The organism is Exiguobacterium sp. s28 (genome assembly GCF_018618135.1).
Lineage (GTDB): Bacteria > Bacillota > Bacilli > Exiguobacteriales > Exiguobacteriaceae > Exiguobacterium > Exiguobacterium mexicanum_A.
Map to the genome: position 1 here is coordinate 26,038 of NZ_JACSLL010000006.1, position 15,246 is coordinate 41,283.

At 52.3% G+C, this 15,246-nt stretch carries 17 protein-coding genes; 12 read left to right on the plus strand and 5 right to left on the minus strand.

The window, feature by feature from the left end; translation table 11 throughout:
* Positions 1-4 precede the first annotated feature (4 nt).
* The 11 genes from KNP78_RS08100 (at position 5) to KNP78_RS08150 (ending at position 10,371) form a co-directional block, all read left to right on the plus strand.
* Positions 5-1,180: a DegT/DnrJ/EryC1/StrS family aminotransferase gene (locus KNP78_RS08100; RefSeq protein ID WP_214823610.1), complete on the plus strand. Its 1,176-nt coding sequence runs from the start codon at positions 5-7 to the stop codon at positions 1,178-1,180.
* Positions 1,177-2,148, plus strand: a complete 972-nt coding sequence (gene rfbA / locus KNP78_RS08105; protein WP_214823611.1) for a glucose-1-phosphate thymidylyltransferase RfbA — start codon at positions 1,177-1,179, stop codon at positions 2,146-2,148. Before KNP78_RS08100 ends, rfbA begins: the two co-directional genes overlap by 4 nt.
* Positions 2,054-3,112 (plus strand): dTDP-glucose 4,6-dehydratase, encoded by a 1,059-nt coding sequence (gene rfbB, locus KNP78_RS08110; RefSeq protein WP_214823612.1) that lies wholly within the window; start codon positions 2,054-2,056, stop codon positions 3,110-3,112. The genes rfbA and rfbB overlap by 95 nt, the downstream gene beginning before the upstream one ends.
* A gap of 11 nt (positions 3,113-3,123) precedes the next feature.
* Positions 3,124-3,762 (plus strand): sugar transferase, encoded by a 639-nt coding sequence (locus KNP78_RS08115; protein ID WP_214823613.1) that lies wholly within the window; start codon positions 3,124-3,126, stop codon positions 3,760-3,762.
* A 138-nt stretch (positions 3,763-3,900) separates the two neighbouring features.
* The gene (locus KNP78_RS08120) at positions 3,901-5,463 is read left to right on the plus strand and encodes an oligosaccharide flippase family protein (RefSeq protein WP_214823614.1); all 1,563 of its coding nucleotides are present in this window, start codon (positions 3,901-3,903) and stop codon (positions 5,461-5,463) included.
* Positions 5,464-5,526: 63 nt separating this feature from the next.
* Positions 5,527-6,507 carry a glycosyltransferase gene (locus KNP78_RS08125; RefSeq protein ID WP_214823615.1) on the plus strand — a complete coding sequence of 327 codons (981 nt, stop codon included), beginning with the start codon at positions 5,527-5,529 and terminating at the stop codon, positions 6,505-6,507.
* A 30-nt stretch (positions 6,508-6,537) separates the two neighbouring features.
* Entirely contained in the window at positions 6,538-7,221 is a 684-nt protein-coding gene (locus KNP78_RS08130; protein ID WP_214823728.1) for a WbqC family protein, read from the plus strand.
* Between the two features lie 60 nt (positions 7,222-7,281).
* Entirely contained in the window at positions 7,282-8,256 is a 975-nt protein-coding gene (locus tag KNP78_RS08135; protein ID WP_214823616.1) for a glycoside hydrolase family protein, read from the plus strand.
* Entirely contained in the window at positions 8,253-9,191 is a 939-nt protein-coding gene (locus tag KNP78_RS08140; protein ID WP_214823617.1) for a glycoside hydrolase family protein, read from the plus strand. Before KNP78_RS08135 ends, KNP78_RS08140 begins: the two co-directional genes overlap by 4 nt.
* Positions 9,188-9,604, plus strand: coding sequence for a GNAT family N-acetyltransferase (locus KNP78_RS08145; protein WP_214823618.1), 417 nt, complete (start codon positions 9,188-9,190; stop codon positions 9,602-9,604). Before KNP78_RS08140 ends, KNP78_RS08145 begins: the two co-directional genes overlap by 4 nt.
* Before the next feature lie 122 nt (positions 9,605-9,726).
* Positions 9,727-10,371 (plus strand): thioredoxin domain-containing protein, encoded by a 645-nt coding sequence (locus KNP78_RS08150; RefSeq protein ID WP_214823619.1) that lies wholly within the window; start codon positions 9,727-9,729, stop codon positions 10,369-10,371.
* Positions 10,372-10,406: 35 nt separating this feature from the next.
* Here KNP78_RS08150 and KNP78_RS08155 read toward each other — a convergent pair whose 3' ends face one another.
* The 4 genes from KNP78_RS08155 to KNP78_RS08170 form a co-directional block, all read right to left on the minus strand.
* Entirely contained in the window at positions 10,407-11,258 is an 852-nt protein-coding gene (locus KNP78_RS08155; protein WP_214823620.1) for a polysaccharide deacetylase family protein, read from the minus strand.
* Positions 11,258-11,737 carry a poly-beta-1,6-N-acetyl-D-glucosamine biosynthesis protein PgaD gene (gene pgaD / locus KNP78_RS08160; RefSeq protein ID WP_214823621.1) on the minus strand — a complete coding sequence of 160 codons (480 nt, stop codon included), beginning with the start codon at positions 11,735-11,737 and terminating at the stop codon, positions 11,258-11,260. The genes KNP78_RS08155 and pgaD overlap by 1 nt, the downstream gene beginning before the upstream one ends.
* Positions 11,695-12,954, minus strand: coding sequence for a poly-beta-1,6-N-acetyl-D-glucosamine synthase (gene pgaC, locus KNP78_RS08165; RefSeq protein WP_214823622.1), 1,260 nt, complete (start codon positions 12,952-12,954; stop codon positions 11,695-11,697). Before pgaC ends, pgaD begins: the two co-directional genes overlap by 43 nt.
* Before the next feature lie 117 nt (positions 12,955-13,071).
* Entirely contained in the window at positions 13,072-13,317 is a 246-nt protein-coding gene (locus tag KNP78_RS08170; RefSeq protein WP_034778963.1) for a hypothetical protein, read from the minus strand.
* Between the two features lie 126 nt (positions 13,318-13,443).
* Here KNP78_RS08170 and KNP78_RS08175 point away from each other — a divergent pair, with 126 nt between their 5' ends.
* A complete protein-coding gene (locus tag KNP78_RS08175; protein WP_214823623.1) occupies positions 13,444-14,685 on the plus strand; it encodes a UDP-glucose dehydrogenase family protein in 1,242 nt (413 codons plus the stop codon).
* A 34-nt stretch (positions 14,686-14,719) separates the two neighbouring features.
* Here KNP78_RS08175 and KNP78_RS08180 read toward each other — a convergent pair whose 3' ends face one another.
* Positions 14,720-15,193 carry a DinB family protein gene (locus KNP78_RS08180; protein ID WP_058764471.1) on the minus strand — a complete coding sequence of 158 codons (474 nt, stop codon included), beginning with the start codon at positions 15,191-15,193 and terminating at the stop codon, positions 14,720-14,722.
* Positions 15,194-15,246: the final 53 nt, after the last annotated feature.

Sequence of the window (15,246 nt, forward strand, 5' to 3'; positions counted from 1 at the left end):
TCTCATGTTACACATCGCTGATCTCCAATCGACCGTCCTTCCCACGTCTCCACCTTATCCTGTACCGAAGCTCGTTCCGAGAGTGGTACCGGTCACAAAATCGGTCCTGCCGTCGTTCGAGGAGTATATAGCTGAAATACAAGCCTTGTGGGAGACGCGTTGGTTAACGAACAACGGGTCAAAACATCAACAACTCGAACGTTCCCTTGAAGACTATTTGAAGGTAGAGAACGTGGCGCTGTTCACGAACGGGCACTTGGCGCTCGAGACTGCGATTGAAGTGCTTGGACTGACAGGTGAGGTCATCACCACGCCGTTCACGTTCGCTTCGACAAGCCACGCGCTGATTCGTAAAGGATTGACACCAGTATATGGCGATATCCGGGCAGACAATTATACACTCGACGCGACGAAACTCGAACGTTTGATTACGACGAAAACTTCGGCTATCCTCCCGGTCCATGTGTACGGGAATGTTTGTGACGTCGAGGCGATTGAGGAAATCGCGAAACGATACGGATTGAAAGTCATTTACGATGCGGCCCATTCGTTCGGAGTGACCGTGAACGGTCGAGGGATCGGGACATATGGAGATGTTTCTATGTTCAGTTTTCATGCGACAAAAGTGTTCCATACGATTGAAGGGGGTGCCTTGACGTTCAATGACCCTCAGTTGAAAGAACGGTTCAACCGTATGAAGAATTTTGGGATTGTTGGACCCGAAACGGTGAAAGAACCGGGAGGGAACGCCAAGATGAACGAATTTCAAGCGGCGATGGGCATCTGCAACTTACGTCATATCGATGAGCTGCTCGAACTTCGGGGCCGAGTGCGCGCTTCGTACGACCGACGTTTGGGAAAGGTCGAAGGTATCCGTTTATTGTCTCCACAACCAGGCGTCCAGACGAACCATTCCTATTATCCAATTGTGTTCACAAACAAAGTGAATCGACGTGATGAGGTACATGACATGCTTGAACGAGAAGGGATTTACAGCCGTAAATATTTCTATCCGCTCGTGACAGATTATGACTGGAACTTGAACCGTTTCGCGAGCCGAAGAACACCGACCGCCCAATGTATTGCCGACCGTGTTTTGACGCTCCCGCTCTATCCAGAACTAAGTGAAGAAGACGTTGCACGCATATGCAAAGTTGTTCAGAAAGGAGTGATGACATGAAAGGGATTATTTTAGCGGGTGGGAACGGAACACGTCTCTATCCGATGACGAAAGCCGTCTCGAAACAACTGTTGCCGGTTTATGACAAGCCACTCATTTACTATCCGATGTCGGTCCTCATGTTGGCAGGGATTCGAGATATCTTGTTAATCTCGACACCGAAAGACATCGGCGGGTATGAACGATTGTTTGGAGACGGCCACCAGATCGGGATCCGTATCACATACAAAGTACAAGCTAAACCGGTCGGTCTGGCGGACTCTTTCATTCTCGGCTCCGATTTCATCGGTGACGATTCGGTCTGTCTGATTTTAGGGGATAACGTGTTCTACGGACCCGACTTGACTCGTTTCTTGCATCAAGCGCAGCAAAAGGAACGAGGGGCCACAATTTTTGGCTATCCGGTAAAGGACGCCCGTGCCTTCGGCGTCGTGGAATTCGACAATCAGCATCAAGTCGTCTCGATTGAAGAAAAACCCGATGTCCCAAAATCGAACTATGCGGTACCAGGCTTATATTTTTACGACAATCAAGTCGTAAAGTTCGCCAAAGAAGTAAAACCGTCTTCGCGCGGCGAACTTGAAATTACATCCATCAATAATATGTATCTCGAGCGGGGCGAGTTGAACGTCGTCTTGTTCGGTCGTGGTATGGCGTGGCTCGACACAGGGACACCTGAAGGCATGATTAAAGCTTCGATTTTCGTGCAAACGGTTCAAGAGCGTCAAGGGTATTACATCGCTTGCTTAGAAGAAATTGCTTGGCGTCGCGGATTCATCTCCCGAGACGAACTACACGATATTGGATCAACATTAAAAATGACCGATTACGGACAGTATCTCTTATCACTCGCTAAGGAAGGTGGTGAAGTAGATGCGAACGATCCTCGTGACTGGCGGAGCCGGGTTCATCGGTTCAAATTTCATAAGGCAATTTCGGGAAAAACATCCCACGTACCGAATTCTTAATGTGGATTCGCTCACGTATGCCGGAAACTTAGAAAATTTAGAGCTGATGCAAACAGATGCGCTATATCATTTCCATAAAGTCGATATTCGGGACCGAGAAGCCGTCCGTCAACTTTTTGACATGTACGAGGTGGATGAAATCGTTCATTTCGCTGCCGAGTCTCACGTTGATCGGAGCATCACTGAACCGGAAGTGTTTCTCACGACGAATGTGCTTGGGACACAAGTGTTGCTCGATACAGCGATGCGGCAATGGAAACTTGAGCCGAACGATAAACATAGCCGACGTTATCGGGAAGGGGTCTGTTTCGTACACGTCTCGACCGATGAGGTATACGGTTCACTTGGTTCGGATGGATACTTCACAGAAGAATCTCCCCTGGCCCCGAATAGTCCTTACGCCGCTTCAAAAGCAAGTGCTGACTTACTCGTGAGAGCGTACCATGAGACGTTTGGTCTACCGGTCAAGACGACGCGTTGCAGCAATAACTACGGCCCTTATCAATTTCCAGAAAAACTGATTCCACTCATGATTTACAACTGTCTGGCCGAGAAAAAACTCCCGATTTACGGGGACGGCCAGCAAGTCCGTGACTGGCTTCATGTTAGTGATCATTGCGAGGCAATCGATCTCGTCCGTAGCTCGGGCACATTCGGAGGAGTGTACAACATTGGCGGCCATAATGAAAAGACGAATTTGGAACTTGTGAAGCTCATCCTCCACAAACTTGGCCGACCCGAAGCGCTGATCCAATTGGTCCAAGACCGTCCGGGGCACGACCGACGTTACGCCATCGATGCCAGTAAAATAGAGCGGGAGCTCGGATGGACGCCTCGCTATCGCTTCGAATTCGGAATCGAAGAGACGATTGATTGGTATTTGGCCCATTCGGATTGGGTCGAACATATCGTGACCGGTGCTTATCAAACGTATTATCACGACATGTATTCATCCGTTGAATAGGAGGGAATCTCATGTATGCGCGATATGTGAAGTATCCGCAAGATGTGCTGATCGCAAGTGTGACGTTATTGTTGCTCAGTCCGTTGCTTTTAGGAATTGCGGTTCTCGTACGAATCAACTTAGGTCCTTCCGTCTTGTTTCGGCAAGCTCGGCCTGGAAAAGACGGGGTCATCTTTTATCTGTATAAATTTCGTACGATGACAGATGAACGTGATGAGGCTGGTCGTCTGCTCCCTGATGAACTACGTCTGACCCGTTTCGGAAAACTGCTCCGCTCGCTCAGCCTCGATGAGTTACCGAGTCTCCTTAATATCATTAAAGGCGAGATGGCACTCGTCGGACCTCGGCCACTCCTTGTCGAATACTTACCTCTCTATGACGACGTTCAACGGCGACGTCACGACGTACGACCAGGATTGACGGGACTGGCCCAAGTGAGTGGACGGAACCGTCTGTCCTGGACAGAACGTTTTGCGCTCGATGTAGCGTATGTTGACCGTGTCACGTGGCGCGGGGACTGGACCATTATTTGGCGAACGATTGGGAAAGTGTTGCGACGAGACGGTATCACTTCGGCGACTGCTGTCACCATGGAACCGTTTCAAGGCAATCCAACATCGATGCTTCGTAAGAAACAAAGAAGTTACTGACAAGCTTTAAGCAAGGGACCATCGTTTCATTCTGCTTCTCTCTGAACCGGTTGAACAAGAAATCAACAGGTATGATTTTAGCGATCGAAACATCTGAGGACATCTGAATTCAGTGCAAGGAAACGAGGTGAGTCAAACATGTCGGCACATGACGATTTCGATGAGGTGGCGAGTACTCGCAAAATCAAGTATGGCGCGGCCATGTCGTATGCGACGATTTTCTTTAGTATCCTCTCGGGTTTGATTTATACGCCGTGGATGATTAGTGAGATTGGCCAAGCCAACTACGGCCTATACATGCTCACGCTCTCACTCGTCAGTATGTTTGCGATGGATTTCGGTCTCGATGCTGCGGTGTCACGATTTTTGAGTAAATTTATGTCGGAAGGAGACAAAGATCAGGCGGCCCGATTTCTAGGTGTTGCTTACAAGCTATTCGCAGTGATTGCGTTCACGCTCTTCGTAATTTTATCGATTGTCTACTTTTTGATTGATACGATTTACGGGGGACTTACGGCAGATGAGCTCGATAAGCTTCGTATCCTATATGTGATCGCTGGCTTCTACATTGTCGTCTCGTTTCCACTGAAGCCGTTCTCGGGGATTCTCGTGTCTCACGAGTTATTTATCCAAGCGAACTTCTTACAATTGCTAGAGAAAGTGTTCACCGTTCTACTTATGGTCATCGCCCTATTGTTCGGATACGGCTTGTATGCGCTTGTCATCGTTCATGCGTTCGTAGGAAGTTTCATTTTGTTCATCGAATACATGATTATACGAAAACGAACAGCGATGCGACCGCAATTCCGGGGTCATGACAAGGCGATTTACAAGGAGATTTTCTCGTTCACTTCGTGGAGTACGGTCACACTCGTCGCGCAACGTTTCGTATTGAACATTACCCCGAGTCTGCTCGGGATTTTGGCTGGCAGCGCCTCGATTGCCTTATTCTCGGTCGGGATGGTGATTGAAGGGTATGTCTGGACGATTGCCTCTTCGCTAGGGTTCTTATTTTTACCGAAAGTGAGTCGGCTGTTGTCGCGAGACGAACGAGGCGAAATCGGGGTGTTGTTCGTTCGCATCGGACGCATCCAACTGTTCATCGTGGGGTTGATCGTCAGCACGTTTTTCATTCTAGGAAAAGAGTTTATGGGATTATGGGTCGGCAACGAATTTCACGACTCATACTATATCGCCCTGCTGTTGATTGCTCCGAGCTTGATCACGTTGACGCAAGACATAGGTAACACGACGCTGATTGCTGAGAACAAAGTAAAATACCGTTCATATGCCTCAATCATTGTCGCTGCCATCAGTATGACGTTATCACCGTTGCTCATACCGATATATGGTCCGATTGGTGCGGCCATGGCGATTTGTATCGGCAATACGGTCGGGCTTGTCTTCTATATGAACGTGATCTATCAACGAGTCCTCGGATTAGATGTCGTTGATTTTTTCAAACGCTGTCACGTCAAGTTGCTCCCTGGAATCGTGATGTACACAGTCTTCGGCTGGGGCATCCACCAGCTATTCCCGGCCACGAACTTGCTCGAACTCGCCTTGAAGGGTTTCGTGTTGATGCTCGTCTATATGCTCATCATGTGGGGAATCGGGTTTGACCCGAGTGAAAAGCGATTGGTTCGACAAACGTTCACTCAAGTCAAAATCTATATTTTGTCCATTCGCCACACATTTTAACTCGTATGGGTGGAATTCAAATGTCACATCGCTGAGGTGTGCTAATCAAAGGAGGAGAATGGCATGGTCATGGTCAGTATCAATTGCATCACGTACAATCACGAGTCGTATATCGCCAAAGCGATTGAAGGCTTTTTGATGCAAGAGACGAATTTCGAAGTGGAGATATTGATTCACGAGGATGCGTCGACGGATCGCACAGCGGATATTGTTCGAAGTTATGAGACAAAGTATCCCGATAAAATCCGTGTGATCTATCAGACGGAAAATCAATATTCCAAAGGTGTGTTCGTTAACCTGTTAAATGACGAAAGGGCACGCGGTAAATACATTGCACTCTGTGACGGAGATGACTACTGGACGGACCCGAAAAAATTACAAAAGCAAGTCGACTATATGGAGTCCCATCCAGAGTGTACGCTTTGTTTTCATGACTCAAACGTAGAAACGGACGGCATCCTACATACCGACTGGCGTGTCGTCCCTTGGATGCCTGAAAACAGAAAATACGCGTCCCTCCAACCGAGGACCTATCACGCGGGAGAGCTCCAATTGCTCGGATTCATCCCGACGATGTCGATGTTATACCGCAATGGATCGACATCGACTATCACAGACTGGTTGAGTGAGACACCTGCATTTGATGGGGCCATTAAACTCCACGTCGCAAGTCAAGGTTATGCCTACTATATTCCAGAAGTGATGAGCGTGTACCGCTACGGTGTGGCCGGCTCTGTCACGACGATTTGGAATGAGACAGATCGGGCTCGAGGAATCGAACGAATCGAGGCGTTCCTACAGTTTCTCGACGAGTTCGACGCGTACACGGGCAAAAGATTTCATCAGGAGATGGAGGTGTCCCGCATCTCATTCGAAGTGGGACTACATCGTCTCAGACGAGACTACGATGCATTAAAATCGCCCCGTTATGATCGGTACCTCGAACGTTTCGTCGGCAGAGAACGAATACGACCTTACATGATGGTACGGCATCCCATTTTGACGGAATGGTTAATTCGAGCCCGGGAGCTAACAATAAACTAAAGGCAGGTGGCAAAATTGAAGTTGGCAATTATGCAACCCTATTACTTCCCCTATCTGGGTTACTTTCAACTGATGGGTGCCGTGGATAAATTTGTGATATTTGACGATGTTCAGTTCATTAAGAAAGGGTGGATTCATCGAAATCGGATTTTACTTGAAGGACATACCAAACCAATTCATATAAAAATCGATCACATGACGCAGCATCGTCACATCCGCGAACATGCCCGGATTCTCGATTCGGTACATGATCGCTACCAACTAAGATTGTTGCGTCATGCGTATCAACATGCCCCATTTTATGCGGACGTCATGCCAATGCTTGAGCGCATCATGCAGGATGAGGAACAGAACGTCGCCGTTTATCTTGAGACATTATTGACCGAGATTCGTGACTACGTAGGTCTACAAACCGAATTTTTGGTCTCTTCATCGCTTGACTACGATCGGTCATTAAAGTGTGAGAGTTTGGTCATTGAGATGTGTCGACACTTGCATGCGGGACATTACATTAACGCGATTGGCGGTCAATCGCTCTACCATAAAGAAACGTTCGCTGGTGCGGGTGTACCCCTAAATTTTATTAAAATGGAGCCTGTCGAATATCGTCAATTCAATAACCCATTCGTTCCTGACTTATCGATGATTGACGTCCTTATGTTCAATTCGAAGGCGAAAGTTCGTGAACTTCTTAACGCGTACACGCTCGTATGAAAGTTGTAGACAAGTGTAAGCGAAAAATTAAAAAGCTTCTGCGGGGAAAGGGAGAAATCTATGAAAACGATCAACACGTCATTTGAATGGATCAATCGCCGCCTCTTATTCAGTCCTGAACGCGATGCGGCACTTGACTGGATGGACGCATTCGCGCAAGGACCATGTGTTCTCGAACGCGACACGTATTTGCGCATCTACTTCAGCTGTCGACCAAAGCCGGTCGACGGACGCTACGTCAGTTACAGCGGCTATGTCGACGTCGACAAGGACGATTTCTCCATCCTCCGAGTGAGCGAGCGACCAGTGCTTGAGCTCGGTGAACGCGGGACGTTCGACGAGTTCGGCATCTATCCGTTCACGGTGATTGATGTCGGTGACGAGGTGCACGCCTATTACGGGGGGTGGACGCGCACCGTGTCGGTCCCGTTCAACGTCAACATCGGCAAAGCAATCAGCCAGGACGGGGGCAAGACGTTCGAACGCGTCGGGACGGGACCGATTCTGTCGTACACGCTCGATGAACCGTTCATTTTGAGCGGTCCGAAAATTCGACGTTTCGGTGACACGTGGTACTTGTTCTATATCGCCGGGCGCGAATGGATCATGGACGGGGACCGACCAGAGCCGGTGTATAAGATTCGGCTCGCTACGTCAACAGATGGCGTGACCTGGACGAAACAGCACCGCGACTTGATTGACAGCGTGCTTCCCGACGAGGCGCAGGCAAGCCCGGACGTGTTTTATGAGGACGGGCGCTACCATATGTTTTTCTGTTATCGGGAGGCGACCGATTATCGGAAGAACCCGGAACGGACGTATCGTCTCGGTTACGCATCGTCGCCGGACCTCCTTCATTGGACCCGGGACGATACAGTCATGAAGTTCACGCGAGCGGAAACGGGATTCGACGATGAGATGGTCGCCTATCCGCACACGTTCACGCTGAACGGGAAACGTTATTTGCTCTATCTCGGCAATGAGGTCGGGCGGGCCGGGTTCGGCATCGCCGAACGGAAGGAGGAGACGACATGAGATGGAAGAAGCTCGGACACATCTTCGACCCTAAACCGTATGGTTTCTTCGGGGACTACTCGGCGTTCGCCCAGTCCCCGCAGGCGCTCGTCTTCGACGATTTCGTCCGCATCTATTTCTCGACGCGGGAACCAGACGGAGACATGTTCAAGAGCCACATCCGCTACGTCGACATGACGCACACGTTCGACGTGATTCGCGTCTCGACCGAACCCGTCATCCCGCTCGGCAAGCTCGGCACGTTTGATGAGGACGGCATCTTCCCGTTCCATGTCACTCGAACGAACGATGCTTTGTACGGCTTCACGAGCGGATGGAGCCGACGCCAGTCGGTATCAGTCGAGACAGGGATCGGGTTGTCGGTCAGCCACGATAATGGTGTCACGTTCGAACGGCTCGGTGACGGACCGATTCTGTCGGCAAGTGTGGACGAACCGTTCCTCGTCGGGGATCCGTTCGTCGTCACCCGCGAACAACAATATATGTATTACATTTACGGGACGACGTGGCGGGAAGGCCCGGACGGCGTGGCGGAGCGGACATATAAAATCGCCCTCGCCACATCCGAGGACGGGCAGACGTTCACGCGCCATGGTCGTGTCGTACCAGACGCCATCCGAAACGAGAGCCAGGCACTTCCGACAGTGTTCGAGACGGACGGACGCTATCACATGGTGTTCTGCTTCCGAGACACGTTCGGCTTCCGGACCGACCCGGCGCGCGGCTATCGACTCGGGTATGCCTACTCGGACGACCTCGTCGATTGGACGCGGGATGACGCGGCGCTCGGGTTCGAGCGGAGCGTAAATGGCTGGGACGCCGACATGGAATGTTATCCGCACGTGTTCGAGATGAAAGGACGTCATTACCTTCTCTATAATGGAAACGCGTTCGGACGGGACGGGTTCGGCGTCGCCGTGTTGGAGGACGTATGATCACGCTCGGTCGCGGGTCGGTCGAAGACTACGTGGCCCATCTCAAGGCGTGTGACGGCTTGTTCCCGACGAAACTGTCTGACCGGGTCGACTTGTTTGACTACGCTTCGAAGCTTCAACACAGGGCGACGTCATTCGAATTGTGGGAAGATGGACGGCTCGTAGGATTGCTCTCGGCTTACATGGACACGGACATCGTATTCATTAGTCATATTTGCGTACTGCCGGAGGCCCCGCCAAGGAGCGGACACACATTGCTCGAGGTGCTGTTTAAAGAAGTAAGACGGATTGGTAAGCGGAGGATTCGCTTGAACGTAGAGGCGACGAACGAGCGGGCGGTTGCATTTTACGTCCGGCACGGATTCGTGGACGTCGGTCAAAAGAACGAATTTGTCGTGATGGAGCGATTCTGACTAAAGTCGGGGCGCTTCTTTTTCATTAGCTCAGGCAATCTTCATCAGAACGTCACTCGAGTCTGTCAGGCAGACGTGTTATAACTATATATGTGAATTATTGAACAAATGGAGGTTTATACATGAAACGATTTCTATTCTTGCTCATAGGTTTGATTGTCATCCTCGCAGCCTGTAGCCAAAGCGAGGCCGTCGACACGACGAAACTGTACACATACACGAAGTACGAGCTACCGCTCGAGGATAAAGTCGCGCTCGGGGAAGGCGAGCACGAGATCGTGTTCGTCTTCGACTACAGTTGTCCGTGGTGCAAGAAGTGGATGGAAGAGGTACTACCGGAGATCGAGGAGCGCTGGATTGACAAGGGTGAGGCGACGTTCAAAGGACAGCCACTCGTCTTGTTGAACGAACAGTCGCAACTGCTCGCGAACGTGGATTATAACGTGGAACGGCTCATCCCGGACCGCTACTATGAAGTGCAGCGCGCCATCGGACACGACTCGGGGTCGGACGGCTTCGGGACGGAAGCCCATGTCCAAAAAATCGCCTCTGAGTTCAACCTGAATGTGGACGAACTGCTTGAGAACCACGTCGATATCGGCATCCAGAACTCACGGCTGTTCACGCGCGACTTTGGTGTCAAGTACGTGCCGACGGTGTATGTCGACGGTATCCAGCTCGTGGACGCGTTCAGTTTGGAGGAAATGGAACACATCATGAACGGCACCATCGAAGCGGGCGACGAAGTCGAGGTACCGGAAGACTAAAAATAACCCCTCGTCAGTGACGAGGGGGTGCATCATCAATTCTCGAAATACGGTTTGACGAACAGCTCGAACAGTTCGGCATCGAGCAAGTACCGGTTCGAATAGAACGGGTCGTTGTCCGGCGTGATCGGATTTGGGCTCAAGATGAACGCCTGTTCGAAGCCGAGGTCTTGCACCGTCTCGGTCACGGCGTCGCTCGTGTTGCCGAACGGATAGGCGATCGTCGTGACGCGCGTCCCGAGATTCTTCTCGATGGCGGCGACACTTGTCTCCAAATCTTGCCGGAGCTCGTCTTGCATATCTTCCGGCAAGAACACGGCGCCTCCGTCTTTGACATAATGCATGTCATGCGTATGTGTCCCGAAGTCGGCGAGTCCGCTCGCCTGCATGTCCTTCAATTCGGTCCACGGGGCGAGGTCCAAGTTTTGGAACGCCTCGCCGACGTGACCGGTGATGATGAACAGCGTGAACGGGATTTGCTTGGCTTGTAAAATCGGGAACGCGTTCTCGTAGACGGTATGGTCGACATCATCGAACGAGATCCACACGCATTTGTCCGGAATCGGCTCACCGGCGCGATAGCCGAGCAAGTCGTCCTGTGTCGCGAAGTGAACGCCTTCCTCTTGGAGCCACGTCATCTGCTGTTCGAACTCGTCGGCGTAGACGTTATAGCGGACAAGTTCGGACGAGCCGGTCACGTTCTCGACGAGCTTGTTCCACGTGTTCGGTCGTTTGACCCGGTGATAGTTGAGCCCGAGACAGACGTCCTCGGTCGGGAGGAGCGCCGCATCGGGCACGTCCTCATGTGTCGTCGAGGACACGTCGTACACTTTCCAAGCGATGCCCCCAATCAATAGGAGCGCGAATATCCATTTGAAGTAGCGCATCATTTCAACTCTTTCACTGGATTTTCGGTGAACACGATGACCTTATCCGATTGAAGTCGAGCGATATCTTCCGGTTCCATCAAGTCGAGCTTGAGCCAATCGTCGAGCGTCGTGTCTGTCGGCATCTGGCGGCGGTTGAGCGGGCCGTACTTGCGCTTGTTGTACGTCCGCCAAAGGAAGAGCAATAGGGCGGCGACGAACGACGAGACGAGTCCGAAGTAGAGCAGTTCGCGGATGTCGGCGTTCGTGACGTTCATCGCGGTCTTGAGGACGGCGATATAACGGTCGTTCACGTCGACGACGGCGCTCAAGAAGAACCACGTGACGATGAACGTGTAGAACCAGAACACGACCGTGAGCAACAGCTCGATCCCTTTGCGGAACACGTTCTGTTTCGTCTTGACGAGAATCTCTTGCTCGTAATCATATAACTCACTTACAGGCTGCTTCTCCGTGTCCCCCGGTCTGGTGAAGTCCATGTCGCATAACCTCCTTTCACACGGGCCTTGATCGCTTTTGGCGTCGCCGCGATGACGACGAACGTGTTGAGCATCCAGTAGATGACCGGATACCAAGCGGCCCAGAGGTAATATTTGAACACTTTATCATAACGGGCGTCGTTCCAGAGCGAGATGATGAGCTGGACGTGGCTGACGAGGACGAGCGCGAACGAGTTGTATGTGAACCAAATCAACATGTCCTGCCACGTGTCGGCCGTCACGAACAGATACACCGTGACGATGAGCCATGCATACGCCCAGAGGACGCTGATGACCTGTTCGATATAGACGGGCCAAATCCGTCGCTGGCGCCAGTCTTTGAAGATGTCAAAGTGACGCAAGACGACTTCCTGTCCGCCTTGCGACCAGCGCACGCGCTGTTTCCAAATACCAGAGATCGACTCCGGGACAAGCATCCAGCAGAGGGCGCGCGGCTCGTAGCGGATGTCCCAGAAGTTCTTCTGGAGCTTCCACGAGACGGCGATGTCTTCCGTGATCATGTCGCGGTCCCAGAGCCCGACCGACAGCAATGCTTTCTTCCGGAACATGACGATGACGCCGGAGACGGTCATGATTTTCCCCATGACGCGCTGTGTGCGTTTAATCGAGCCGATGATCGACGAGTATTCGACGAGTTGCATCCGGCTGAGGAGCGTGTCGCGGTTACGGATGCGCGGGTTGCCGGTGACGGCCCCGACGCGTTCGCCGCGGTTCAAGAAGTGACGGACGAGATAGTACGGTGCCTCTTCGCTCAGGAACGCGTCCGAGTCGACGCATAGCAAATACTCGGAGCGGGCGGCGTGGGCGGCCATATGTAACGCGTTCGCCTTGCCCCGGTTCTCGTGACAGTCGATGACGCGCAAACGCTCGTAGTCGTCGGCGAGCCCGACGAGAATGTCGCCGGTCTTATCGCGGCTGCCATCGTTGACGGCGATAATCTCAAAGTTCGGATACGTGAGGCGGTCCAAGTACTCGATCGTCTCGGCGATCGTCTCTTCTTCGTTATAACAAGGAATCAAGATGCTGATGAGCGGCCATTCCCGCTCGTTCAAGTCGAGTTCTTCCTCTTTCTCTCGCGTCAAGCTGAACAAGAGGGCGCCCGAGATCCAAAACAGCGCCATGAAGAACGGATACCAAAACACGAACTGGGCCAGTGGTTCGATCCAAGGTGCGATGTCGAGCCCGTAAAAAGTCATAATAGTCTCCCCTTATTTTCAAAAAAACGGTGCGATGCAAGTATGATAGCATCAAAAAAATACTTTCCCATCATTCTTAAAAAGTTATGTGGCAACTGAAAAAAGCACTCGACGCTGTCAAATGCTTTGTTGCTTGTTTTGTTTCTTTTGTCTGTCTTTGCGCCACTTCCAAACGAACAAACCGATGAGCGCGAGGACCGGGGCAGCGACCCATGGACGGGCTTCAATGATCGCGACGAGCTCGAAAATCGACAGCCATCCGCTGATCATGATCAAGATAAGCAGGAAAGTCTTGAGTCCACCTCGAATAGGAAACCAGTAGAACACGAACAGCGAAATCAAAAAGAAAGCGAGCAATCCCATGCGGTTATTCCTTTCTAGCCTCATTTTGACTCATTATAGCAGAGAATATTCACAGAGTGTTAGAGCCTTCCCTTGCTCGCCGCTTTTCGTTACTGTTAGGAGAAGACTATTGAAGGAGGAACTATCGTGAAATTTGGAATCATCGGCCTTGGCTATGTCGGACTGGCCACCCTGTGCGGACTGGCGAAAGCGGGGCATGAGGTCATCGGTGTCGAGAAAGATCAACCGAGACTGCTTCGTCTCATGAGCGGGGACGTCCCGTTCCACGAGCCGGGCATGGCAGACGTGTTACGTGACTATCCCGGCTCGATCACGTTCACAGACTCGATCGCCGACACAGAAACGGTCGACTACCTCATCCTTGCGGTCGGTACGCCGAGCAAGAGCGACGGCAGCTGTGACTTGACGTTCGTCGACGCGGCCTTGTCCGAGGTGAAGTCGAAACAAAAGATCATCATCCGCAGCACCGTGCCACCGGGGACGACCGACATGCTGTCGATCATGTACCCGGCCCACACGTTCGCCATCGTCCCCGAGTTTCTCCAAGAAGGGCGCGCGCTCGCCGACGTGTTGAAACCGCACCGTGTCGTCATCGGCAGTGACAACCTCGAGATGTGCGAGGAACTCGCAGGCATCTATGGACGCCTCGGCGTCCCGCTCGTCTGCACGTCGCCGATTGACGCGGAGTTCATCAAGTACGCCTCGAACGCGTTTCTCGCCACGAAAATCAGTTTCATCAACGACTTGGCACGTCTCGCCGACAAGGCCGGGGCGGACATCACGACGATTGCCGACGGGATGGGTCTCGACCCGCGCATCGGACGTTCGTTCTTGAACGCCGGCCTCGGTTACGGGGGCTCGTGCTTCCCGAAAGACATGCACGCGCTCTTGAACGTCGCCCACGAGAACGAGCTCGACTTGCCGGTCATCAGTGCCGCCATGCACTCGAACGACGCCCAGATGGGTTACGTCGCCTCGAAAGTCGAGCATAAGAGCGGCCTCAAGGTCGCCTTCCTCGGTCTCGCCTTCAAACCGGGCACGGACGATATGCGTGACGCACCGTCGGTCACGCTCGCTCGCCACTTGGCGCTGCGTGAAATCGACATCATCGGCTACGATCCGCTCGCCAAGTGGGATTATCCACAGGCGATGACGGTCGAGGCGGCGCTCAAAGGAGCGGACGTCGCCATCCTCGTCACGGAATGGGACGAGCTCGTCAACTTGAAGCCGGAAGCGTTCGATGGGATGCGGACAAAACGGTTGATTGACGCTCGTAACGCATGGAAATATGCACGCGACCCGGGTACTGTCCAATACGAAGGGATTGGCCGGATGCAAAACAAGGCGAATACGCCGTCATCGATGTGACGAGAGGCGAGACCCCGCGGGGCCTCGCCTTTTTTCACGCCTTCATCTGTTCTTTCGTCGGGCCCATGACGCCAGGGACCGTGAGTCCGGCTTGACGGAGGAGCACCGTCATTTGGCCGCGGTGGTGCGTCTGATGGTCGATCATCATGCGCAAGACGGCACCGCGCGGTTGCTTCGCGCCGTGGACGTCGACTTCTTCGAGCAGGTACTCGTCCGAGAACTGTTCGGCCGCCTTCGCGATCTCATCGGCGTAACGCGCATATTGATCGGCGATCAGTGCCGCGTCGGTCGGTTGTGTCAAACTCTTCAGGGCCGACAGCCGGAAGCCGAGCAAGTTCGTGAAATAACCGAGCGCGGTCGTCACGTGCCAACCGATCCAGCCGAGTGAGTTATGACCGGGAACAATCTCCTGGCCGAGCGCCTCGTCGGTGACGGCGCGAAGCACGTCGAGCGTGCCGGTCGAGGACTTGGTCCAATCTTGTAGAAAGTCTGCTTTTGTCCGATACATCGAATTCCTCCTTGAGCGTTCTGACTCCAGTATAAAATATCGTCCAAGTCATT